This is a genomic window from Bacillus sp. JJ1562 (genome assembly GCF_036962705.1).
Classification (GTDB): domain Bacteria; phylum Bacillota; class Bacilli; order Bacillales; family Bacillaceae_L; genus Ferdinandcohnia.
In genome coordinates this window covers 1-23,982 of record NZ_JBALOQ010000024.1, presented here as the reverse complement: position 1 = coordinate 23,982, position 23,982 = coordinate 1, and the positions used below count along the sequence as shown (strand labels likewise).

General features: G+C 35.2%; 26 protein-coding genes and 1 riboswitch. Of the genes, 18 read left to right on the top strand and 8 right to left on the bottom strand.

The annotated features are described in order from the left end of the window. Positions 1-243: 243 nt before the first annotated feature. The 3 genes from V7097_RS15850 (at position 244) to V7097_RS15840 (ending at position 2,148) form a co-directional block, all read left to right on the top strand. Entirely contained in the window at positions 244-492 is a 249-nt protein-coding gene (locus tag V7097_RS15850) for a hypothetical protein (protein ID WP_335704606.1), read from the top strand. 63 nt (positions 493-555) lie between these two features. Beyond that, positions 556-1,074 (top strand): NUDIX hydrolase, encoded by a 519-nt coding sequence (locus V7097_RS15845; protein WP_335704605.1) that lies wholly within the window; start codon positions 556-558, stop codon positions 1,072-1,074. Between the two features lie 294 nt (positions 1,075-1,368). Beyond that, positions 1,369-2,148: an alpha/beta fold hydrolase gene (locus V7097_RS15840; protein WP_335704604.1), complete on the top strand. Its 780-nt coding sequence runs from the start codon at positions 1,369-1,371 to the stop codon at positions 2,146-2,148. A gap of 271 nt (positions 2,149-2,419) precedes the next feature. Here V7097_RS15840 and V7097_RS15835 read toward each other — a convergent pair whose 3' ends face one another. After that, positions 2,420-3,619: an MFS transporter gene (locus V7097_RS15835; protein ID WP_335704603.1), complete on the bottom strand. Its 1,200-nt coding sequence runs from the start codon at positions 3,617-3,619 to the stop codon at positions 2,420-2,422. Positions 3,620-4,037: 418 nt separating this feature from the next. Here V7097_RS15835 and V7097_RS15830 point away from each other — a divergent pair, with 418 nt between their 5' ends. The 4 genes from V7097_RS15830 to V7097_RS15815 all read left to right on the top strand — a co-directional run bounded on the left by V7097_RS15830 (position 4,038) and on the right by V7097_RS15815 (position 6,752). Beyond that, positions 4,038-4,541 (top strand): hypothetical protein, encoded by a 504-nt coding sequence (locus tag V7097_RS15830; RefSeq protein ID WP_335704602.1) that lies wholly within the window; start codon positions 4,038-4,040, stop codon positions 4,539-4,541. A gap of 72 nt (positions 4,542-4,613) precedes the next feature. Further along, positions 4,614-5,555, top strand: a complete 942-nt coding sequence (locus V7097_RS15825) for a phosphotransferase enzyme family protein (protein ID WP_438824245.1) — start codon at positions 4,614-4,616, stop codon at positions 5,553-5,555. A gap of 140 nt (positions 5,556-5,695) precedes the next feature. Continuing rightward, positions 5,696-6,187 carry a GNAT family N-acetyltransferase gene (locus tag V7097_RS15820; protein ID WP_335704601.1) on the top strand — a complete coding sequence of 164 codons (492 nt, stop codon included), beginning with the start codon at positions 5,696-5,698 and terminating at the stop codon, positions 6,185-6,187. 178 nt (positions 6,188-6,365) lie between these two features. Further along, positions 6,366-6,752: a VOC family protein gene (locus V7097_RS15815; protein ID WP_335704600.1), complete on the top strand. Its 387-nt coding sequence runs from the start codon at positions 6,366-6,368 to the stop codon at positions 6,750-6,752. Positions 6,753-6,999: 247 nt separating this feature from the next. Here the strand turns inward: V7097_RS15815 and V7097_RS15810 are convergent, their stop codons facing one another. From V7097_RS15810 to V7097_RS15800, 3 genes are all read right to left on the bottom strand, one after another. Then, positions 7,000-7,446, bottom strand: coding sequence for a CBO0543 family protein (locus tag V7097_RS15810; RefSeq protein ID WP_335704781.1), 447 nt, complete (start codon positions 7,444-7,446; stop codon positions 7,000-7,002). Positions 7,447-7,457: 11 nt separating this feature from the next. After that, positions 7,458-7,946 carry a CBO0543 family protein gene (locus tag V7097_RS15805; RefSeq protein ID WP_335704599.1) on the bottom strand — a complete coding sequence of 163 codons (489 nt, stop codon included), beginning with the start codon at positions 7,944-7,946 and terminating at the stop codon, positions 7,458-7,460. A gap of 168 nt (positions 7,947-8,114) precedes the next feature. Further along, entirely contained in the window at positions 8,115-8,738 is a 624-nt protein-coding gene (locus V7097_RS15800) for a LysE family translocator (protein ID WP_335704598.1), read from the bottom strand. Between the two features lie 513 nt (positions 8,739-9,251). Between V7097_RS15800 and V7097_RS15795 the strand changes: the two genes are divergently transcribed. The 10 genes from V7097_RS15795 to vanY all read left to right on the top strand — a co-directional run bounded on the left by V7097_RS15795 (position 9,252) and on the right by vanY (position 19,041). Continuing rightward, positions 9,252-9,437 carry a hypothetical protein gene (locus V7097_RS15795; RefSeq protein ID WP_335704597.1) on the top strand — a complete coding sequence of 62 codons (186 nt, stop codon included), beginning with the start codon at positions 9,252-9,254 and terminating at the stop codon, positions 9,435-9,437. 45 nt (positions 9,438-9,482) lie between these two features. Further along, a complete protein-coding gene (locus V7097_RS15790) occupies positions 9,483-9,908 on the top strand; it encodes an RND transporter (RefSeq protein WP_335704596.1) in 426 nt (141 codons plus the stop codon). A 159-nt stretch (positions 9,909-10,067) separates the two neighbouring features. Next, positions 10,068-10,334 (top strand): hypothetical protein, encoded by a 267-nt coding sequence (locus tag V7097_RS15785; RefSeq protein ID WP_335704595.1) that lies wholly within the window; start codon positions 10,068-10,070, stop codon positions 10,332-10,334. 14 nt (positions 10,335-10,348) lie between these two features. After that, on the top strand, positions 10,349-10,561 hold the full coding sequence (locus V7097_RS15780; RefSeq protein WP_335704594.1) for an ATPase: 213 nt from the start codon (positions 10,349-10,351) through the stop codon (positions 10,559-10,561). Between the two features lie 23 nt (positions 10,562-10,584). Further along, positions 10,585-11,388 (top strand): nucleotidyltransferase domain-containing protein, encoded by an 804-nt coding sequence (locus tag V7097_RS15775; protein WP_335704593.1) that lies wholly within the window; start codon positions 10,585-10,587, stop codon positions 11,386-11,388. Positions 11,389-11,575: 187 nt separating this feature from the next. Further along, positions 11,576-15,355, top strand: coding sequence for an AAA domain-containing protein (locus V7097_RS15770; protein ID WP_335704592.1), 3,780 nt, complete (start codon positions 11,576-11,578; stop codon positions 15,353-15,355). A gap of 213 nt (positions 15,356-15,568) precedes the next feature. Continuing rightward, positions 15,569-16,108, top strand: coding sequence for a DUF1572 domain-containing protein (locus tag V7097_RS15765; protein ID WP_335704591.1), 540 nt, complete (start codon positions 15,569-15,571; stop codon positions 16,106-16,108). A 177-nt stretch (positions 16,109-16,285) separates the two neighbouring features. Further along, positions 16,286-16,987, top strand: a complete 702-nt coding sequence (gene vanR / locus V7097_RS15760; protein ID WP_335704590.1) for a vancomycin resistance response regulator transcription factor, VanR-F/VanR-M family — start codon at positions 16,286-16,288, stop codon at positions 16,985-16,987. Then, complete coding sequence (locus tag V7097_RS15755) at positions 16,980-18,080, top strand: sensor histidine kinase (RefSeq protein WP_335704589.1); 1,101 nt, start codon at positions 16,980-16,982, stop codon at positions 18,078-18,080. Before vanR ends, V7097_RS15755 begins: the two co-directional genes overlap by 8 nt. Positions 18,081-18,174: 94 nt before the next feature. Then, on the top strand, positions 18,175-19,041 hold the full coding sequence (gene vanY / locus V7097_RS15750) for a VanY-A/VanY-F/VanY-M family D-Ala-D-Ala carboxypeptidase (protein WP_335704588.1): 867 nt from the start codon (positions 18,175-18,177) through the stop codon (positions 19,039-19,041). Between the two features lie 124 nt (positions 19,042-19,165). On the opposite strand, the gene V7097_RS15745 is transcribed toward vanY, so the two are convergent. The 4 genes from V7097_RS15745 to V7097_RS15730 are packed head-to-tail and all read right to left on the bottom strand — an operon-like array spanning position 19,166 to position 21,855. Continuing rightward, positions 19,166-19,933: a thiazole synthase gene (locus V7097_RS15745; RefSeq protein WP_335704587.1), complete on the bottom strand. Its 768-nt coding sequence runs from the start codon at positions 19,931-19,933 to the stop codon at positions 19,166-19,168. A gap of 1 nt (position 19,934) precedes the next feature. Beyond that, positions 19,935-20,138, bottom strand: coding sequence for a sulfur carrier protein ThiS (thiS, locus tag V7097_RS15740; protein WP_335704586.1), 204 nt, complete (start codon positions 20,136-20,138; stop codon positions 19,935-19,937). A gap of 12 nt (positions 20,139-20,150) precedes the next feature. After that, positions 20,151-21,263 carry a glycine oxidase ThiO gene (gene thiO, locus V7097_RS15735; protein ID WP_335704585.1) on the bottom strand — a complete coding sequence of 371 codons (1,113 nt, stop codon included), beginning with the start codon at positions 21,261-21,263 and terminating at the stop codon, positions 20,151-20,153. Next, entirely contained in the window at positions 21,253-21,855 is a 603-nt protein-coding gene (locus V7097_RS15730; RefSeq protein WP_335704584.1) for a thiamine phosphate synthase, read from the bottom strand. The genes thiO and V7097_RS15730 overlap by 11 nt, the downstream gene beginning before the upstream one ends. A gap of 117 nt (positions 21,856-21,972) precedes the next feature. Next, positions 21,973-22,083: riboswitch (TPP riboswitch) on the bottom strand. 283 nt (positions 22,084-22,366) lie between these two features. On the opposite strand from V7097_RS15730, the gene V7097_RS15725 reads away from it, so the two are divergent. Next, the gene (locus V7097_RS15725; RefSeq protein WP_335704583.1) at positions 22,367-23,473 is read left to right on the top strand and encodes a DUF4145 domain-containing protein; all 1,107 of its coding nucleotides are present in this window, start codon (positions 22,367-22,369) and stop codon (positions 23,471-23,473) included. Positions 23,474-23,982: the final 509 nt, after the last annotated feature.

Here is a 23,982-nt window from a genome sequence, read left to right as displayed (position 1 = left end):
TTAATCAAATTAGAGAAGGATTATAAAAGAATTCTGGGAAAGTAATTTATGTGATGTTCTTCAACTAAAGGATGCATCTGTTCAAGGACTAAGTGAAAGGATTTCACATAAAAAGATTTAATCTATATGGGGTAAGTCATCCTGTTTAAATATAGGATGACTTTTTTGCATCTCTTTATTAAAAAACTTTTATAGGGAATTGTATTTCATGGTAAAATTTTCTTGGTGAAGGGGGAGATAAGATTGCGTAAATACTTGGGGATTGTATCAATCTTAATTTTAATTGTGACTTATTTAATTTTACAAACTATCGTTGGGAAAGACATTGGGCAATTATGGATCTTGATTATTGCTATTGGATATTTGGCTTCGGCATTCGCTTCTTGGTATAGTACAAGCGGATTTTGGAGAAAGGCATCAGCGACTATTTTGATCATTCTACCTGTAGCTTTTCTGATTTTTATTATAGGTATGATAGGAAATGGATTTTAAGGAACTACCTTTAACTAGTATAGTTTAGATCCATTATTGTAACTGATAGGGGGAGAAATTTTTATGTTCCACAAGGTAATAGGGAACGAGTACAACATACAAACTCAAAAGAAAGTAAATTATAGAGAAGCAGTTCGGGCTGTAATTATTTCACAAGATAAAATATTACTGATCCAGAACAATAAAGGAGATTATAAGTTTCCCGGTGGTGGAGTGGAAAAGAATGAAAGTCATATAGAAGCATTGGTTAGAGAAATTGCTGAGGAAACAGGATATGTAGATTGTAAAGTTGGAGAGAAAATTGGGCTGGTAGTTGAAAGTCGTTTAGATGAATTTGATTCGAATGCTATTTTTCATATGACATCTCACTACTTCGAATGTAGTCTTAGAACTTCGAAGATGGTAGATCAGGTATTAGATGAATATGAGCTGGATTTGGAATTTAATCCTGTTTGGATCACGCTTGATGAAGCGATTGAAGAAAACGATAAATTAATAGCAGAGCTACAACAGAATGGTTGGATTAGACGTGAAAATTACGTGTTAAAAACATTGAAGGATAATGCAATGGTACGGAGATGAAAAAGGGAATTGTCATTAAAAGGTTTTTCTCGCTTTATTATTTTTCATGGTAACTTTAATTTGTATCTGGTTAGATTACAAATCAACTGAATAGTATTTTAAAGCTCACGAGGAAATCGAAAATCGATTATCCCAAAGGAACAAGCTATTTTTCACACGCTCACCATAACATAATATGCTGAATTTCTATATCATTATTTGGCACATTAGAAGGATAAAAAAATAGGTATACACCTAATTTTTCAAAAATGAATATCTTAGTGTTGAAACCTTTTTAAATAAGGAGGAAAATTCATGGGATATTTTATTACGGTAGATTCTGGTGTAAATTTATATGTTGAAGATATTAACCCTGGGGGAAGTAAGACCATTTTGTTTTTACATGGTTGGCCGTTAAGTCATAAACAGTTTGAGTATCAGTTCAATGTTCTTCCTGCAATGGGATACCGTTGTATCGGAGTTGACTGGAGAGGGTTCGGAAAGTCAGATAAACCAATGAGTGGTTATTCTTTTAACAGACTGGCAGATGATATTCGGTCACTGATTGGTACACTTCAATTAAACAATTTTACTCTGGTTGGCCACTCCACTGGTGGGGCTATCGCCATACGCTATATGTCTCGTTACAACGGTATGGCGGTATCAAAGCTTGTTCTTGTTGATGCGGCAGCTCCAACCGGATTTACCTCAGAAACTGCGAATACCTTTCTTAAAGAACTCTTAAATGACCGCCCTAAAATGATGCAGCACATAACAGATAGCTTTTTCTTTCAGTATATAACTAAGCCTTTCTCAGACTGGTTTTTTCAAATGGGGTTGCAAGCAGCAAGTTGGTCGACGGCTGCTATAATAAAGACATTAAGAGACGAGAAGTTGCATGCGGATCTTCCGAAAATCAATGTTCCTACCTTAATCGTTCACGGTATTCATGACAAGGTTATTCCATTTGCACAAGCTCACGAGGTAAACCAAAAAATAAGAAATTCTCAGCTAGTCCCGTTTGAATATAGTGGCCATGGTCCTTTCTGGGAAGAACGTGACAAGTTTAATCAGTTATTAACTCAATTTATTTAGTTAAACTTTATACGATTGATAAAACGTTGCAATAATTTTTTCCTTATATAGGGGGTAATTGCAAGTGAGGAAACCGATGAATAAAAGGGAAAAAACAGTATTAGTCTACTCTGGGTCTATTTAAAATCAATGATTAAAATGAAGCATGTGAAGGGTTCCACTTAAACTTTCGGGGTTTTAGTCAAATAAAGGCTGTCCCAAAATTCAATGTTGACACTGGTACAGCCCCGGTTTTTTATGGTTTATTCCGATCATATGCTAGTATGTTCGTTCAAGATTTTTTTTCCGAATTAGCTTCAAATGCCACCGTTTTCTTGCTCCCAATTAGATACACTAACAAAATTATTATCATAAAAGCTGCAGAATAACTAAAAGTCATACCGTACCCAACACTTTTAGCTAAGAACCCAAGACCTACCGATCCAATAGCGAGACCAGAATCTATAAAAATAAGGAGCATAGAATTAGCTGTTGCTTTTTTCTCCGGTGGAACAAGAGTTAATGCCCAAGCTTGGATAATTGGATGGATGATGGCAAATGCGATTCCAAATAATACCCCTGAAACCCAAATCATCCACATTTTAGTAGAAAAGCCTAATAAGATCAAACCTCCAGCACCTGAAATCGCAGCTGGAATAATAAGGATTTTGTGGCCGAATTTATCGAAAATTTTCCCAGAGAAAGATCGAACTAATACCATAGCAATCCCTTGTGCAATAAAAAACTGTGAAATCTTTCCGCCAACATTAATTTCTTTTCCAAATGCCCCCATAAAGTTAACTGTCCCTGCAATTGTAATATAATTAAATGCTACCAGAATACATGGAAGAAGGACTCGCTTATCGAACATGTACTTATAGAAAGGTTCTTTGTTTTTCTCCTGTGAACTTTCCTTTTTTTCTATAACTGTATTTTTTGTGAAAAAACTGCAAACAAATGAAAAAGCCATAAGACCGAGAGTTAACATCATCATGGACTTGAATGAATACTTTGCAAGATAAGAAATGGCGATTAGTGGCCCCATTGTGGTCCCAACGCTAGTAGACATTGCAAAAAAAACAATGCCCTCACCTAACCGAGATTTAGGAACAATATTACTTGACATCGTAAAGACCAAAATCGTAAGCATACTAAATCCAATACCTTGTAGTGCTCGAATGAATATTAAAAATCCGATAGAGTCGTTCACAAAAGTAAGACCGATTGTTCCCAAAAAATAAAGGAGGGAAATAATAAGAAGCAATTTCATATTAACTTTTTGGATAATTACACTCGCAAAGAAGCGTGTAATTAGTGATGCTACCATTAAAGTTGTGGTCATGATTCCTGCAATCGCAGGATTATCACTAATAGTTGATACAAAAATTGGGAAACCTGCTGTAATCATATAAAAAGCAGCGAACATTACTAAAGACAATAAAATAATAATTACATATTGGTTTGTCCATAGTTTACCCTTTTTTTTACCCATGATATTTAACCGCCTTTCAAGGCTATTTTTAAAATATAGTGTCATGACAAGTTTATTCTTCACTTTTTTTTTATAAATTATTTAGATGTGTTTTCAATAAAAGCAATTAAGGGGTGCATGAATGAAAAAAGATCATCAAATTTAAGATTTTTATTTTTTATATAATCATTTGGAATATTATGTTAATGTTATATTGGTAAGATCTAAGGAGGATTAGAAATGATTGGTTTCCTTAATGTTGGTAGTCTCGTGCCTGGTCTAATGACTTGGTTACTTCCTATTGTTAATCTCATGTGGTATACAAAGCGTAATTGTTTATCGTGATAGTACAGAAAAGTAGAATGTAGGGTACAAGCTTTGTTTCAGATATTAAACTAGCGACGGGATTTAAAGATTATTTGCAGAAAGAGGTAAAATATTGGCTGTTTATGAATTTATCGCTTGTAATCAGAAGCTATCATCTTTTGAGAAGGCATTGGCAGATGAAGAGATTAAATCTTACAATGAATTACTTAAAATGGGATTCACTGCGGAACAAATACAAATTCGTGGAATTAATTTAAGTAAAATTGACCGTAATATTAAAGTATTTTATATCAAACTACCAGAGGAACTTCATAATAGTCCGTTGCAAATCGAGGAAGACTTCAAGAATCCTTATGCTCGTTTTTTAACGGAAAAGAAGTTTATTTATAGAGTAACGGGTGTAGAAAAAGCAGTTTCGCACCTTGCTGGTTATATAGGGAAATATGCGAATACTTGGAAGGAACTTGAGCTTTGGCGAGTAATGGAAGATGACTACAGCGTAGAGGATTCACTAATTCCCAAAACTGTTATAAGCTTGCATTACCTAACATTAGAGAAATTAGAAGTTTTCTATGAGGGCTCCGTGCCTAATTGTTTGATACTGGTTCAAAATTAAGATTACCTGCTAGATCCATATTAAATAAAAAAGAGTGATAGATAGTGAATATTATAGAAAGGATGAATAGTTTTGGTACAAACAATACTTGAACTACTTAACAAAATATATCCTGTAAATATAATTAATGTGGAATCAGTTACAAATCAGATGTTTCGTTGCACTACTGAAAATGGTAAATACTTTGCTAGAATTACAAACTATAAAAATTTCGATGAGCAGCTAGAAGAAGTTAATTATACGGACTTTTTATTTAATGAAGGATTGGGTGTATCACCAGCAATACCTTCTTTAAATGGGAAGGTAGTAGAAAAGATAACACTTGAAAACAATGAAATCTTAACAGTTCTTTATAAATCAGCTCCTGGAGTACACCTCCCAAGAAATCAATGGAATGCAGATGTATTAAAAGAATTGGGTCGACAAACAGGTAAATTACATCGTTTGTCGAGAAAGTATGAAGAGATGCATCCAACTAGATATATCAATGATTGGCATGATAACGAGGAATATGACTTTCTCAAATATATTCCTAAGGAAGAACGTGTTATTAGAGAGATTGCAAATGAGGTTTTAACAACTATAAAAAAAATCCCAAAAAATAATTCAAATTATGGATTGTTACATGGCGATTTATGGTTAGAAAATATATTGGTTGATAATGATTCGAATTTGACAATGGTTGATTTTCAAGATTGTGAGAAACATTTTTATATTTTTGATTTAGCAGTTCCAATATATAGTGCGATGGAGTATACGTTTGCAGGTGGAGGTAGCATAGTTGAATATGGAAGAGCTATTACCAAAGCAATCATCGAAGGATACCAAGAGGAAAATGAACTCTCCTCGGAAATGTTAGAAAAACTACCACTGTTTATCAAATTAAAAGAAATATTTGAATACAGTTTAATGCATATGTACTTGGATAAAGAAAAGCTAACTGAGGAACAGTTAAGAATTATGAACCATTATAGAATGAGGCTTGAACTAAATCATTCCATTCTACCAATTTAACCTGCCAACCTGAACAAAAAGTGGCTACATTATTTGTTCTAATATTTATTAATCAAACTGATTGCTACAGTTAACATAACAGAATACAAATTTAAAAAACTTTTAGAAGGTAGATAATTGGGGTGAATCGGGTGGTAAAGGTGGAAAAAATAGACAAGGATGAAAACTTACTAGAAACCATTAATGGTCTTTATAGACAAGTATGGAATCAATCAATTAAAGAACGTTTGAAAAAACACTTAAATTATGATGGTTTTAGGGGATATATAATGAAGTCAAATGGAGAGGAAATTCTAGGATTTTCTTATGGGTATACATCAAGATCAGGTCAATATTATCATGAGTTACTTGCAAAAGAGCTTGGTCCAATAAAGTATGAAAAATGGCTTGAAGATTGTTTTGAGTTTGTAGAATTAGCAGTACATCCAAATCATAGGAAACAGGGTTACGGAAAAGAGCTTATTCATGAATTGCTAAAGGGAGTAACGAATAAAACCGCTGTATTAACAACTCAAGTAAATAATAAATCTGCACGTAATTTGTATCAAGGATTGGGTTGGGTGGTAATAAAAGAGCCATTTATTCCAAATAAGAATGATTCTCCATATGTTATTATGGGCAAGGCTTTATGATTAAAAAGTTATACAGATTTATATAAATAAAACTGGTTAAAGAAGGATTGATTTTGAAATACTGATAAAAGTGTTATGATAAATCCGGACCAGAACTTCTTACGAATATGTGAGTTGTTTTCTTTTAGATAGATTACAACGCACCATACAGAGGAAATATCATAGGAGGCAAAACAGTATGAAAATCATTGTTACCAGTTTATTCGTAGAAAATCAAGACAAGGCATTGGAGTTTTATTCTAAAACCCTAGGCTTTGTAAAAAAACATGACGTTCCGATGGGAGAATATAGATGGATAACACTTGTTTCTCCAGAGGAAGAAGAAGGTACCGAGCTATTGCTTGAACCAAATAACCATCCGGCTGCCAAAGAGTATCAAAAGAAGATATTTGCTGATGGCATACCAGCAACCATGTTTGGGGTTGCAGATGTTCATAAAGAGTATGAACGATTAATGAAACTTGGCGTGAAGTTTAAAATGGAGCCAACAAACGCAGGGGCAGTCACAATAGCTGTTTTCGACGATACATGTGGCAACCTTATTCAAATTGCTCATAATAATTAAGGACTGAAATAGAACTAACCTCGTTTCTAAACGATTTTCTTTTAAGCATAAGTTCAGTAGAGAGTTATCTTAAAGCTAACCCTGTCCTATTTTTAGGATAGGGTTATTTATTTATTAACTCAAAATTATAAGAGATTGTAATCATTAAATAAAATTGTGAATATATTCACTTATACGATCGGATGCGTTTCTGTAATATGCAATAACACATTTCACTAGTAGGGCAGGACTTTGTGAATTATGCTAATTAGGTCAATTTAAAATACCATTTATAAAATTTCCATAATAATAATAAAGTAGCATATAGCGATATCCAACTAACATACCAATCCCAATGTACATAATTAATAAGATCAGTGTACTTTTCGTATATGACTTCAGAAATGGTCATTGCTGTACAAAAGGCGCTAATATAAATGAACTTCTTCCAATTAGTACTCGTTTTTGGGTAATAGATACAGAAGAAAACACTGATAACGGGATATACTAAGAATTCAAATAAAAAGCTAGTGCCATTGACGTTAGGGAATTCTCTAACGGGATATTCAAGTAAATGAAGTTCTACAGCAAGCAATCCAAGAAACCAAGACACAAATTGTTGAAACAAAAAGGCTATACTAGCCTCCCTCAATTTATTCTTTGGAATAAATGCTAACGAAATAATAGTACATGAATAGCAAATGTATAAAATCATATGCTCCATCTTCATGAGGTTATAACCCCTTTAGCCTCTGGGTGCTTGGTCATCCACATAACATACCTACGACATAACCATAACTCAATCAAGAAATTAAAGAAACTTCTGATTAAATTATCCCATTTTACAACCATGATGTTTGTGAATGTTCCTAACAAAAGCATAAAAGAAAGAATAATCCCCACCCAAAGTAAGTAATATAGCAATCGCTTCGTAAAATAAGCCTTTTTCGGGAAGTTCAATTGAAACAAAACTGCTATGGTAGGAAAAATTAAGAATTCCATCGTGAAATTAATTTTTGTCGCATGTTTAAATAATCTAACAGGTGCTTCTAGTAAACCTGTATATGTAAGACCGATGCTAAATAGCCAGGTTAACATTTGAAAGAACAAAAAAGTAGCAATGGATTCGCGAAGTCGCTCTCTAGGAATCACTTTCCAAAGTACCACCGGAAAAGTTATCCAAATTAAAATTAAAATATAATAGTCGAATTTCATATCAATCACCCTCACCAATTAATATGTGAGGAGTTGATAAAATCTATCCAACTACGATGATCAGTAGAGTTGAATAAGTAGTAACTTTAAAAGGCTTTGTCTTATAACCATTTTGAAATTGTACAGAAGAAAGAGTAGTACGAGGCTACTCATTAAAGGTATAAACGATCATTTTTCGCTAAAGGCAATTTTTAATCCGATAAGTGTGAACAGAGACCCTTGAATATAATTGATTTTTTTTGAAAATGTCGGATTTTTTTGTAGGTAAAATCCAACTTTGCCGGCAAAGATACTTATTAAAGTAAAAATGAATAACGTTTGAACTAAAAATAAGATTCCAAAGACAAGCATTTGGATGGAAACATGTCCATTCTCATAGTTTATAAACTGTGGAAAGAATGCGAGGAAAAACAAAGAAACTTTTGGGTTTAATAGATTCATTATAACCCCTTTTTTGTATAAAAATTTGTAGTCTAAAGTGCGCTCGGTGTTAAGGTTAATACTCGAAGCTTTTTCTCTGAAAGACTTAAATGCTAAGAATAACAAGTATGCTGCTCCAATATATTTTACGACGGTGAAAGCAAAAGCGGACTTGTAGATCACTGCTGAAATTCCTATGGTCGCAGCTGTAATATGTACTAATAATCCTGTGCAAAGCCCAAGTGTAGTATAGATCCCTGCATTTTTTCCTTTAGTAATACTCTGCGCCAAAGTAAACAGATTATCTGGCCCTGGCATTATGGTGAGAACAATTGCTGCACCTAAAAAAGATATGACAGAAAGGAAATCCATGTTTATCCCTCCAATGTATTTAGGTAAATTTTAACATAACCTATTGAACTAGCATATCAAGAGTAGTAGAAAAGCTGATAAATAAACGAAAAAGATATGGATAGTAAAGGAAAATAACAACATTTTGTTGAATAGATACTTATTCGTATATAAGGAGATGAAATCTTGCAAAGTCTTATTCCAATAGCTTTACCTCTAATTGTGCCGTTATTAGTTTATGGTTTGATATTTTTTTTCTTGTTTAGATTTTTCAAAAGAAATGAAAACAAAACAGGCATAACTTTTTTAGTTATCTTTTCTGTCATCATCTTTTTTCTAATTTTTATCGGAGTATATAGCTTTTTCTTTCCGGTTCCAGCTTTAATTATGTGATTAATAAAAATCAATTCTTTTATTTACATAGAAGGGCAGGTCACTTCAGTAATAAATGAAACCAATTGTCGAACTATTCCTTATATATTTTAAATATTGTGAATTAAAGGAATGTTTTAGAGCTTAAATGGGGGAAGAGGCATGAACTTATTACGTAAATTGGAAAATTTGATATTATCCATTGGAATTATAACGTGTTGCTTTGGATTGATTTATGTATTAGGTATTTCAACTCGTATTGAATATAAATATGCCTCTGGATTTGGTCTTATAATGATTGCCATTAGTGTATTATTAAGTACCTTATCTAAAAAGAATTTAGATTAACGCTATCTTACTGGCATGAATAATAAGTTAAATAGGAGGGATCAAATGAACAAAAAAGCTAGCTTGAAAGCAATAAACTGGACTATTTTCATATTAGTTGTATTCATAGCGGTGATTACCGCATACATCACACTATATGACCTTAACAATACACCTGCCTTTGGTGAGGATGCGCAGTCTCGTGCTGGATTCCGATGGGGATCACTGCATATTATCATCTCAATTGCGATACTAATCATTTCCGTTTTTTTAGAAATAGGTTGGAAACGTTTATTTCCGTTTAACGTACCGATTGCTATCATACTGGTTGGTTTTTGCTATGTATTAATTTTTCTTACATTTACGATTGGATGGGTTGGTGCCCAAGGCATGCTTGGTTTCTTTATCGCATTCCTAATAGGAGTGGTTTTAATTATTTCTTACTCTTTTTCTAATCTAATTGAACGACGAAAGACGATTAATAAAAGTTAATTCATCCTGTAAAAAGAGGTGGATAATTGTATTTATTGTTTTTGGGAAAATTTAAAAAAGTGAACGTGTGTAATATCACCTATTAACAAGTGCCTTGCTGAATTATGTAGGAATCCTTACACTAACGGATGTAGGTATAAGACTCAAAGGGGGATGGACTTGTTGTTCTTAAATAAAGAGGATGTTTATATTGGGTATTGGATGGAAGAATTATCAAAGGTTAGAGATCTATTAGAGAGCAAAGGAATTAAGTATAGTTATAAAGTAATCAATAGTTCGGGAAAAATGTTAGGCCGAGGTACAACTAGAGGAAACATTGGCAGTATCGGAATAAACCATAATTATGAAAAACAATATGTGGTCTCAGTAAGAGAAAAAGACTCGGAAGCCGCAAAATACTGGATTAATAAACTACTGCATTCCTAACGGGAGGTGGAATATTGAAAAAAATTTCATTAATTGCATCAATTGGATCAATGGTATTACTTTATTTAATCGGCTTTATTGCTAATATTGACATTCTTGTATTTAAATTTACACCTTCACATACGGAGATCGCGCTCTTGCCAATCGCAGTTGGTTTATTAATTGCGATTATTTGCGATGGTCTAAACAAATACAAATCTAAAAAACATGATCACTTGCAGAAATAAAGAAGAAGCGGGAGGAGAAAGAAATGGGAGGTCTTATAGCAGGATACGGTCTTGATCCGAATGGATTTATAGTAAGCGACGTTAGTATTGATAAAATTGATAATGATTATGTGCCTTGTATTCGTGAGTCGATCGAGAGTCTTAAAAACTTATTTCCTCAACAATTACACAGTGTATATGTGTACGGCAGCGTAGCTAGAGGTGAAGCCGTTGCTGTTAAATCAGATTTAGACCTTATTGCATTGTTTAAAGGCAAACAAGGTTCAGTTAAGTCGACTGAATTAAAGAACCTTACTGTAGAATTGTCTCAAAAGTATCGTTCCCTCTTTCGTGATGTTGGTATTGCTACTGCATATTACGATTATACGATTGACCCTTTAAATTACTACGAAAATGCTTTTCTTAAAGAACTATGTGTTTGTGTGTACGGAGAGGATATAGGAGAACGATTTGGTCCGTATAAACTAACATCAGAGATCGCCATTCAGTTCAATGGCGATATTTGTGATGCTTTAACTCGGTCATTAATTAGGTTAGAAACAGCTTCTAATCAAGACTTTATCACAATTTCACAAGGATTCGCTCGTAAACTCATCCGAACATACTATTCAATGGTAATGGTACGCTCTCAAATTTGGACAACACGACTACATGAGCAAGCGGAAGTCATTATCCACCACTTTCCAGATAAAGAATCTCCAATTCGTACATTTCAAAATTGGATAGAGAACCCAAATACAGACCATGAAGCTTTATTAGAGTTATTTAAAAGAGAGGGTAAATGTGCATGTGCAAACTTTTCACGTGAAGCAAATATATCTTCTTAAACGAACTGGTGCTCAAGAAAATTCAAAGAAAAAATGCTTAGAATTTTATGCGTTGACCTTATTTTTATTTGCGTTCCCATTTTTTATTGCAATTACCTACAATTTCCCATCCTATGATATATTCATATACAAAGAAGTATATAATGAAACTATGTATTCGAACGACTGAAAAATAAGGTGATTTAAATTGAAAGAAAAATTAACGATCTTGAAGGATCGGTTGAATGACATTAGTCGGCGAAATCGATCAATTCGTATGCTAAAGGTGTATAACAAATGGAATTTTGACTTAGGTGAAGTAGCTAAAATCAATAAGAACCCTCAGGATATCGTGGATGCGATAATTAAAAACAATAATAAAATTGAACTAGTGAAGCAGAATGTGAGAGACGATGAATCACTGAATTTATCAGCGAGATTGACAACTTTATACCGTAATTTAAAGTCAATCGAAGACGAGACCGGATTGTATGATTTATATATCGGTTATCCGTTCATAAGTGGTGCCATGCTAGATGGAACGTACATACGAGCTCCTCTGTTTCTACATCCTGTTAAATTAGAGAGAGTAAAGGAACTCGGAACAAAGTGGGTGCTTCATCCAATGGAAGATTCCGAGCCGATGTTAAATCGTCCTCTTTTTTTAGCGATGCAAAAAATGAGCAATCTTTATGTACCAGATGAGATGTATGATGAGGCTGTAGGGCAATCTATTGAAATGGATTTCCTAGGATGGTTAACATGGTTGAAAAAATACAATATCAACATCAATTGGTCGAAGTCTCCGGAGTTAGAGACATTTAAAAATCTAACAGCTGATCTCATCCCGCAATTTAAAAAAGGTGAATTTCAGTTAGACAATTACGCGATTCTAGGGCATTTTCCTCAAGGGAACTCTGCTATTTTAAAAGACTATGAAGACTTCCTTCAGCAAATGGAAGATGGCGATTTTGAATTTGGATTGGCTGGGGAATTAATGAATGTTGGAGAAGTGGATTCCAGCTTCACTTCTGATAATCTCGGAACAGGTGAAAGGACTTCTGAGGCTCCTCCTAAAAAGGAAAAAGAAAAGTTCTTTGTGCTCGACACAGATGCATCCCAAGAAGAAATCATCAATTCAATCGAACATACAGAAGGCTTAGTCGTCCATGGACCTCCAGGTACCGGAAAGTCACAGGTCATTGTCAATATCATTGCAAACGCAATTGCAGCTGAAAAGAAGGTTTTAGTAGTCTGCCAAAAGCGTGCAGCATTAGATGTTGTTTATCAAAGAATTGATAGCCTTGGACTATCAGCAAGTGTAAGTCTTTTACATGATGAAAAAACGGACCGGACTGGCCTTTATCGCAAGCTCCATAACCGTCTAGTAAAAGATGAGTATGCGCAAGATTTAGATATAGAATACGAACAATTATCCCAGAAAATCGAGAAATGCGAGGATGAACTAAACGCTATCGCCAAAGGTTTGTATGAAACGCAGCCTCATGGATATCGGGCCTATGACCTCTATGGTCTTGGAAAACCTGTCAATCAACAGGAAGTGATTTTAAATTTAACTGCTATTATTAATGATTTAAACAAGAATAATTTAGATGATGTGTTAACAACGATTTTTTCATATGGGAATTATTTTAGTCGGTTCGGCCAGGATAATTATCCACTAAAAGACCGAAAATCCTTTGCGAAGCTTGAAATTAAGGACAGGTTGACAATTGTTGAAATTCTTAAGAAAGTTATAGAGAAGGCTGAAAAAAGCATTACATATCTTGAGCATTTTGAACAGGAGGATATTACGCCAGAGTATAGCTGGGAGGTCGGAGGAAAGCTCGAGAAAATCTACGAGGATCTAAATCCCCAGGAGAAAAAAACACTGCAGAAGCTCAGACTTTGGTGGTGGACTTCTTTTACAGGAAAAACGATCGTTGAAGAATTAATCGAAGGCGACAAATTTAAAGGCTTGTCTTCGACTGAGTGGCCTAAGTTAAGGGAGAGTTTACGAATTCTCTATGGGCTTTCACATGTTTCAACTGAAATGACGAACGAGATGAAACAATTATTTCCTTATTTTAAGAAAGGGAAATTACAGAAGTATAAGGACCAAATCTCAAAAGGGGATGTTCCGCTATCTGAATTTCAAAAGCAGCAGGAATATGTGATTCAAGATTTTGATGACCTTCGTAATATGGATAGAATCTATGATGACAGCATGCCATTTATCAAGTCACTCATCGATGAATTAAAGGATAAAAGTAAAGATCATATCCATCGTGATTTAGCGAAACAGTGGGTGGAGAATACAAAACAATCCACCTATATTTACTGGATTGATGAAATCGAACGAAAGCATCCGGAACTCACAAAGATTGGAACTGAAAGCTTTCAGCAATTGCGAACAAGATTCAAGGAACTTTTAGAAGCAAAGAAGGAGCTTTCAGCTAAAGTCCTACAAAATCGCTTAATAAAAGCGTTAGGCGAAGTAAAAGAGAAACATTCAAAAGCCATTAAGGACATCATTTACCAAACAGGAAAGAAAAGACAAATTTGGCCGGTTCGTAAGCTTGTTAACAAATATGCCCGAGAAGGATTATTAGACGTGTTACCAGTTTGGCTTGTATCACCTGAGACGGCGTCGGCGATTTTTCCATTAGGGAAGGATTTATTTGACCTAGTCATTTTTGATGAAGCCTCGCAGTTAACGGTTGAAAACGGAATCCCATCGGTCTACAGGGCTTCTAAAGTGATTATTGCTGGTGATGAAAAACAATTACCGCCAAGTAATTTGTTTAAGGGAAGTATCCAAATCGATGAAGATGATACCGATGAGGACGATCTAGTTGTATCAGAGAGTCTATTAAATTTAGCGAAACGAGTGTTCCCTAGTAAAATGCTGCAATGGCATTATCGTTCCAAGTCTGAGGAGTTAATTAATTTTTCAAATCATGCCTATTATAATGGCAATATCCAAATCGCGCCAAACGTAGAACATCTAAAGAAACCAGCTGCCATCCAATGGCGTAAAGTCGATGGCAAGTGGATAAATCAATGTAATGAGGTCGAAGCAAAAGAAGTCGTCCTATTATTGAAGGATCTTCTTCAAAAGGATGCGACGAGATCGATTGGGATTATTACATTTAACGCGAAACAACAGGATAAAATTCTTGATTATATAGATAAGTTGGCGGAAGAGGATGAAGAATTCAATACCTTGTATCATCAAGTCATGGGTAAAGATTTGGACGAACAAATCTTTGTGAAAAATATTGAAAATGTGCAAGGTGACGAGCGGGATATTATCATCTTTTCAGTCGGGTATGCAAAAGCAGAAAATGGCAGGGTATACAACCGATTTGGTCCCCTTGGGCAGCAGGGTGGAGAAAACCGCCTGAATGTGGCAGTAACTCGATCAAAAGAAGCCATTTATGTTGTCTCTAGCATTGAACCAAATGAACTGGACGTTTCGAAAACAAAAAACGTCGGTCCAAAGTTTTTCAAAAGCTATTTAGAGTATGCCCATTCTGTTTCGAATCTGCAGAAGGAGAGAATCGGAGCGGTTCTTTTAGAGCTAAATGATGAGATGAACACACAGCGCCAGGAAAAATCTCTTCATTTTGATTCACCATTTGAAACACAAGTATATGAACAATTAATAGCAATGGGCTATAAAGTAGACACTCAAGTGGGTATGTCTAATTATCGTATTGACTTAGCTGTTGTTCATCCCGACAACGAGTCTAGATATATACTTGGAATTGAATGTGATGGTGCCATGTACCATAGCTCACCATCCGCCAAAGAAAGAGATGTCTATCGACAAAAATTCCTCGAAAACAAAGGCTGGAGCATCCATCGCATCTGGAGTAGAAACTGGTGGAAAGATCCAAGCGCAGAGCTTGAAAAAGTGGATCAATTGATCAGACAAATTTTAGAGAAAGAAAAAAGCTTGGTGAAAGTAAAGCAGATGATGTAGGGGGAAAGCTTTCTTTTTCTCTATAGTAGGAAAAGAAAAAATCATGTTTCATACTGTCAATATAAATTTAAGCCTAATTTTCTTTATCAAATAGGGAATTAGGCTTTTTAATGAAGTGAAAAAGTTTTTTAGAGGAAAAAAATGGAATGACATTTTATAGACATAGTAAAATTTTATGAAAAGAAAACATTTTTTCTTGTGGAGTGGACGATTGTGAATATTGGAAACGAGTATTTGAGAATTGTCATAGAAAGATTTGAAAATGTAAAAAACCTTGGGGATAAGACAATGGAACAATTTTCGGAAGAAGAAATTCATTGGTCTTATAATAACGAGTCCAACAGTGTTGCAATCATCGTAAAGCATGTTAGTGGTAATATGATTTCAAGGTGGACTGACTTTTTAACTTCGGATGGGGAAAAAGAATATAGAAATCGTGATGATGAATTTTTTGATGATATATCATCGAAATCAGAGTTAATGAGCGTTTGGGAAAAAGGATGGAATGTCTTGTTTAGTACATTAACTAGTTTAAGTGAGCAAGATTTATTAAAAAATATTTACATTCGTGGAGAAAGTCATTTGGTTTTAGAGGCTATTGAAAGGCAAATGGCACATTACGCCTATCATGTCGGTCAAATTGTTTATATTGGGAAGCAAGTCAAGGATAGTAATTGGAGGAGTCTCAGCATTCCAAAAGGGAAATCCGAAGAATACTTAAATGAAATGCTTGCAAAACACAAAGATAAATAGAGTAAGGGTTTTTGAACGAATAGATACAGTGGTTAAAGGATACTTAATTCGTAAATGAAAGAAGGGACCATCATTTGATGGTTTTTTTTAGGAACTTTTTACAGATTTATACGTATTTAAATAGAATAATAGAAAATGGAATTTTGATGTATGTTGATTTTACATAGGAGTGGGAAAATGAGAGAGATTTCGGTATTAGTTGCGGATGATGAGAAGGAAATTGCTGAATTAATCGCCATCCATTTAGAGAAAGAAGGATACCATGTTATTAAAGTATCGGATGGACAAGAGGCTGTTCGGATTGTTGAGAATCAATCGATAGATTTACTTATTTTGGATATTATGATGCCGATAATGGATGGATATGAAGTAACAACCCGTATTCGCGAACGGCATAATATGCCTATTATATTTTTGAGTGCTAAAACATCTGATTTTGATAAAGTGCAGGGTCTGGTAATTGGAGCAGATGATTATATGACCAAACCATTCACCCCGATCGAATTAGTTGCTCGGGTAAATGCCCAACTAAGACGTTACATGAAGCTAAATCAGCCAAAAGTAGATACATATAATAAAACCAGTGTGGAATATAGTGGATTAGTTATTTCCCCTGATCAACGTACAGTTACTCTATATGGAAAAAGCATCGATCTCACTCCGAAAGAGTTTGATATTTTGTATTTACTAGCGAGTCATCCAAAGAAGGTTTTTAGTGTAGAACATATTTTTCAAAGAGTATGGGGTGAAGCATTCTATGAAGCTGGTAATACTGTTATGGTTCATATACGTACACTTAGGAAAAAACTTGAAGAAGATAAACGGAAGGACAAATGGATTAAGACAGTATGGGGAGTAGGGTATACATTCAATGGCTAAAATGATGTCCAGTTTTCGTTCCAAAATGGTGTTGTTATTTGGTTTAAGTATGTTTCTCTCAGGCATTATAACTTATCTAATCTTTAAAGGTCTGCAATACTATTATCACACGAATGCCCAATACGGAGACCCTTTGGCTCAGTTTCGTAATGCTCTAGGAAGGTTTGGAGACTTTACTCTCTTTTTTATTATATTTATTTTGCTTTCTTTCCTATTTTTCTTTATCCTTACTAAGCGTTATTCTACTTATTTTAAAGAGATTTCAAACGGAATTCACTACCTCGCACGTGGCGATTTTAGCCACCAGGTACGTATACAATCAAGAGATGAGTTAGGAGAAATTGCACGAGATATTAACTTGGCAAGCGAAAAATTACAAGAAGCGATTCAACGAGGAGATTTTTCGGAAAGCAGTAAAGATCAATTAGTTGTAAATTTAGCTCATGATTTGCGCACTCCACTTACCTCTGTTTTAGGATATTTGGATTTGCTCCTAAAGGAAGAGAGCTTGACTCAAGAACAAGTTAGACATTTTTTAACGATTGCTTTTACTAAGTCTCAACGTTTAGAAAGGTTAATTGAGGAGTTATTCGAAATAACTAGAATGAACTATGGAATGCTTCCGGTAGACAAAAAGAGAATAAATGCAACGGACCTACTTAATCAATTAATGGAAGAATTGTATCCTGTTTTTGAAAAAAATCATTTGAAGTCTCGGATGAATTGTGCGACGCATTTATATATTATGGGTGATGGGGATCTACTAGCACGTGTATTTGAAAATCTTTTAACTAATGCAATTCGTTATGGCTATGATGGTCAGTACGTTGATATTAACGGTTTTATAGAAGAAGATGATGTGGTTATTCAAGTAGTGAATTATGGAAATAGTATTCCACCTGATGAATTGCCGCATATTTTTGATATGTTCTACACAGGAGATAAAGCTCGGACTCATAGAGAAGATAGCACAGGTCTTGGTTTGTTTATTGCGAAGAATATCGTTGAGCAACATAGTGGATTGATTACAGCCAAAAGTAGTTTAATCCAGACCGTTTTTGAAGTTCGATTACCAATGGAAAGTGAAACTTAAACATTTAAGAAAAATTTAAGATTTACCCCACTCTTTTTTTAAACAGTTTTCCCTATTCTTTAAGGGTAATGGAGAATAAGGAGGAAGCTAAAGGATGAAGAAGTGGGGTTTTTTATTCGTTTTATTAATGTCCTTGGGTTTAATTTTTATTAATATTGAATCGTATTTTGAACCCAAAGTAGCAATACACCTACATAAGGATATTAAAGTAGGGGGAAGAGGGACTTCTGAAAAGATTCAAACTATAGAGATTACAGAAGACCATATTTATCAAGGAAATCTGCTTTTGGTCAACAAAGTTTATCCGGTACACCAAATGAGTATTACATCCGATGTCATCAATCTTTTTACACAGAATGAGTTAATAGATGGATACGAATTATTAAATAGCGACATAGATTTGTCAACAGACTTAGTAGGCAAATTTTCGAAGATGGTTGCTGCTGCAGAAAAAGAAGGTGTGAGTAATTTTATCATTACTAGTGGTTTTCGGAATTTTGCTGAACAAAGTGCACTTTATCAAGAGAAGGGTTCTGCATATGCCTTGCCAGCCGGTTATAGCGAACACAATCTAGGTTTATCACTAGATATTGGCTCCACTCAAAATAAAATGGCTGTGGCACCTGAAGGAAAGTGGATCGAAAAAAATGCTTGGAAATACGGGTTCGTTTTACGATATCCCGAGGATAAAGTAGATATTACTGGAATACAATTTGAACCGTGGCATATTCGATATGTCGGTTTACCACATAGTGCGATAATGAAGGAAAGGAATTTTGTTTTAGAAGAATATTTAGCATTCTTGAAAGATGAAAAACACATTACTGTTAGAATGAATAATAAAAAATACACGATTACATATTACCCTATTCCTGAAATCAAGACGATTGACCTACCAAAAGATCGATACTTTGAGATTTCAGGGAACAATATGGATGGAGTAATTGTGACTGGTTACTAAGAGAAAATGCAACTCATACCCTAGTCGGTAATTGAACCTAGACTGCAAAAATTAAGAAGCCTAATTTCGAGAAAATTAGGCTTCGAATTTTTTAAGTAAATACCTCCAGGTGTTACCTAGGATTTTAAGATCCTACCAGACCTGTTAATGGGCTACTCGCTACCGCGTAGTCTTTTTCTTCAATCCGTCCTGCTTCATATCCTAATCTGCCTGCTTCCAATGCAAGTTTCACAGCACGTGCCATTTTTACAGGATCCTGTGCACCAGACACAGCCGTATTTAATAGTACTCCATCTGCGCCAAGCTCCATCGCATAAGCGACGTCCTTTGGAGAACCGATTCCTGCATCAATAATGACAGGCACCTGGGATTGTTCGATTATAAATTTTAAGTTTAATGGATTAATAATCCCTCTACCCGAACCAATCGGGCTTGCTCCTGGCATAATTGCATGAACACCCAGATCTTCTAAACGCTTTGCAAGCACCACGTCATCTGAGGTGTACGGTAACACAATGAAACCTTCATCGAGAAGCATTTCCGAAGCCTTCAACGTTTCGATCGGGTCTGGTAAAAGGGATCTGTCATCTCCAATGATCTCAACTTTAATCATGTCACATAAGCCAGATGCCTTAGCCAGTTTCGCAATTCGAACAGCCTCTTCAGCCGTTTTTGCTCCTGCTGTATTTGGTAGAAGTGTATATTTTGTTAAGTCTAACTGCTCTAAAAAATTGGGTTGACTTTCTTCAAAAATATTCATTCTTCTTACGGCAAACGTTAAAATTTCGGCATCCGATACCTCTACAGCTTGCTTTTGAATTTCAAAAGACGGGTATTTTCCTGTTCCTAGTAAAAGCCTAGATTTGAATGTACGATTTGCTATTGTTAACATATTATCCTCCTCCTACAAATTGGACGATTTCGATGACATCACCATTTGCAAGATTCATCGTTTTATAGTCGTCTTTTTTAATAATATCCTCATTGATTTCTACAATCGCAATCCGGTTTTGCAACTTATAATGAGCTAAAAGCTTTTCCACTGAATTTACTTCTTCAGGGATTTCTACTTGCTCTCCGTTAAGCCTAATTCTCATTTTTCTCACCTCCTAAATCATGGCTGTCTGCCTTCGATCGATACGAAATGCATCAATCCATTCTTGATTTACCTCGTTATTCAGAATTAGATCACGAATCATTTTCCCAGTTGCAGGTGCAAGGAGAATCCCATTCCGAAAATGGCCACAAGCAATAAAAATCCGCTCCTCTTCTGGATGTCTGCCGATAAATGGAAGCCCATCAAATGTGGTAGGTCTTAAACCTGATGTAAAACTGTCAATTTTCCAATTGGTAGAGGAAGGGAGCATAGCTTTTGCTATATTAATCAATTGTTCAACACTTTGAAGGCTAACTGATTCGCTCCAATCATCCTGAATCATCGATGCACCAATTACAAGTTTGCCATTATTTCTTGGAACGATGTAGGATTTATCGTGAAACAACGTGTGTTGTAGAAACGGCTTCTCGTGCTGAACTATGATGCTTTCTCCCTTTACAGGTGACAGTTTTTCAGAGATTCCTAGATTCCGAAAAAGCCTATTACTATAAACCCCTGTAGCAATAACGATATGTTTTGTATGAATATCGCCATTTGCTGTTTTCGCAATGTAGCTGTTTCCATTTTTCTCGATTCCATAGACGTTACTGTTTTCAAAAATCGATGCACCTAGCACCTGTGCGCTATTTGCAAAGGCTTCACAAGTATTCGTCGGAATCACGTTAACATCGTCTGCGATATAGGCTGCACCTAAAACATCATTGCTAATTTCAGGTTCCATTATTTTAACTTCTTCGTGATTCACCCATTTTACGGTTGGTTGTTTTAGGAGTGAATCTAAGTTGCGCTTATCTCTCTCTGTGAATGCTAGCTTTAAAATTCCACCCGTCCTATAGCCAATGTCAACACCACTTAATTCATACAGTTCATCCTTCAGCAGGTTGTATTCAAGTTGGCTTGATCTTGCAAATGGGAAGAGAAGAGAGAAATCTCCATCACTTTCAGAATGGGCACCCAGCATGCCAGCAGCGGCCTTCGTTGTTTTTTCTCCAATTAGTCCTCTGTCAAATAGTGCAACATCCATCTGTGCCTTTGCTAAATAGAAAGCAATGGAGCAGCCAATAATTCCACCACCTACAACAATTACTTCATATTTATTTTTCATATTTTATCGCCTCAAAGAATTTTTTTGTTATCGAATAAGGCTCAGCAGCTGAAAAAATACTGGACATGAACGCGACTCCATCTGCATCAACAGCTTGAATAGACGGTATTGTTTTCAACGTAATGCCACCAATTGCATAGACAGGTATGTTAAGTTCATTTTTTATATGTAAAATCGGTTCAACCCCATTCGGAGGCAGTCCTGGTTTGCTATTCGTTTGAAAGCAATGCCCATATATGACATAATCTGCTCCATTTGCTTCGGCTTCTTGTGCTCTTTTAAGTGAATGAACACTGCAGCCAACCCTTAGGTGAGGGTATCGTTGTTTCACCATTTGTACAGGAAGTCCATGCTCAGGTAAGTGAACGGTAGGGATGCCCATACATAACGCAACGTCTAAGCGGTCATTAATCATAATCTTTTCTTTCTTCACACCGTTATTGAGTAAATATTCGATTAGTGTCAATAGCTCCCGGACTGACTTTGATTTTTCCCTAATTTGTACAAAATCAATTACATCTTTGATAGCAATAATTTTTTCAGCGACAGCTTCTAAAGTTTGTTGATCATCCGTCACAGCAATTAATTTCATCAGATTTCTCCTTTTCGTCTAACAACTTGTAGCGTAAAAAGGGAATAGAGCGGTTAAAGCACAACAAAAAACCACTCTCCAATGCAGGAAAGTGGTTGGGTATTATACACAAAAAAGCAATTGCCTTAACCACATCCCTACGCAGGTACAAGCCTGTTCAGGTAATGAGGGTTTCAAAGTACACTACTTTTTTCTCAGCCCTTATCAAGGGTTCCCCTAGTGAAAAAACGAAATATTAACTTATATAATAAAATTAACACAATTAAGATAAAATGAAAAGGTATATGTTTCCAATGGGTCAGAGGGACAGGTTCCTTGTCCCATTTTTTACAAATGCTTCAGTGGGAGAGATGGATGTACTGTCCACAGATGTTTAACCAAATGACTCATCCCATTCAAAAACCCTTGATTGAACTCTACTTATCACCTAAAATGAAATAATCTACAGACTGCCTGAGTCTATCTAAACGGATCCAGGTCTATTTTGCATGCTAGAAAGGAACAGCAAGACATGAATTCATCTGAGTATTTTTATAGATTTTTAGAACCCGTATCCAAAGAATTGGCGTTTTTAGCGGGTGAATTAGAGAATACAATCTTTTCAAGTCCACGTACAATGTTAACTCATTCAAGGGTACTCGTTGAAAATATTCTTCAACAGGTCATGGAATATGAAAAAATGAAAGAAGAGCCTCGTATAACATTAAAGGAAAGACTAACTATATTGGAGAGTGAAGGGATTCTTACAACGGAAATAAGAGATGCACTTCATTTAGTTCGACAACTTGGTAATCAGGCCTCACATGACAAAAGAAAATTTCGTTATTCTGAAGCACTTTTATCATGGGAAGCAATCTACAAGATTGTAAGATGGTTTGTTGAAGTGTATACCTCAGTATCAATTGAGGTCCCGGAATATCAGGATCCAACCACTCCGAAGGAAGAACGTTATGATATTACCGAATTGGAGCTCCGTTTGAAATCACTAGAGAATATATTAATTGCATCTATGAAAAAGGGGACTTCAGGTAACGAAGCAAAAGATGAGGTTGCCATTACAACATCTGCTGTACCTGCAAAAATGGCTGAACCAGGTTACACAACAATTCGAAATATTGAATATAAAAGAGACTCGCTTGAAGTTCCGTATTTTCTCCGGGATGCCTTTTTATTACCACAAAGATTTGATAAATCCGAGACCTTTTTAATCAGACTAGGCGCAGAGCAGCAAGCTCGAATCATGAGCGAATTACCCAGTAATCTCGAAGACTTGCATAAGCATGTGAAACGGTTTAACGAAAACAATGACAAACAATTTTTTGGCGAACTGAAAATCTTTATTGAAGAAGAAAAGATTCGTAGAAAAGTAATCTTAGAACGCCCAGGAGAACTCTTCTTATTTTATAAAGCGGATTACATCATCTTAACAGATGCACTTAAAAATATCCCACTTACCAAAGAAGAATTCACAGGCATACCAAGCCTCATTAAACAATTAAATGAAGACGGGATTCAAACTGTTGGGCAGCTTCCGAAAGAGTTAGTGATATTAGGAAAATATAAGAATGTTGGAGTTGTGAATGTGGGGAGGTTGTTTGAGCAGTTGAAGGGGAAGTAAACAGGATTCCTGTCTAATCGCAAAACTACTTACAAATGTTTGTAAACCAATTATAATGCATCCAGACTGGGTGCATTTTTTGGTAGCGGCAGTAAATCTGGAATAGTGACAGTATTTTTCAAATAGTGGCAGTATTTTCGTAATTGAGACAGTAAATCTATAATAGCGACATTATTCCAACGCACTCTCAATAAACAGTTAGAAATCCAATTTACATACTAAACTTTTTTATCAATTTAGGTTTGTTTTTTAATCCTCTAAAGTCACTAAAATCCACAATACTCTCACAATTCATGTCAAAACTCTATAGATTCGACAAACATAATATATAGCTTACTAAAAGTTTTAAAAATTACGTCTATTCACTCGAAAAAAGAAGGAAATTCTTATTTTTTGACGAAATTATAGAACAATCCTTTTGAAGGCGATTTATCCCTCATAATTTTTCCATTAGTGGTGGAATAAATTATTCGACTAAATCAAAAAGCTGATCGTAGAAACATTCAAGT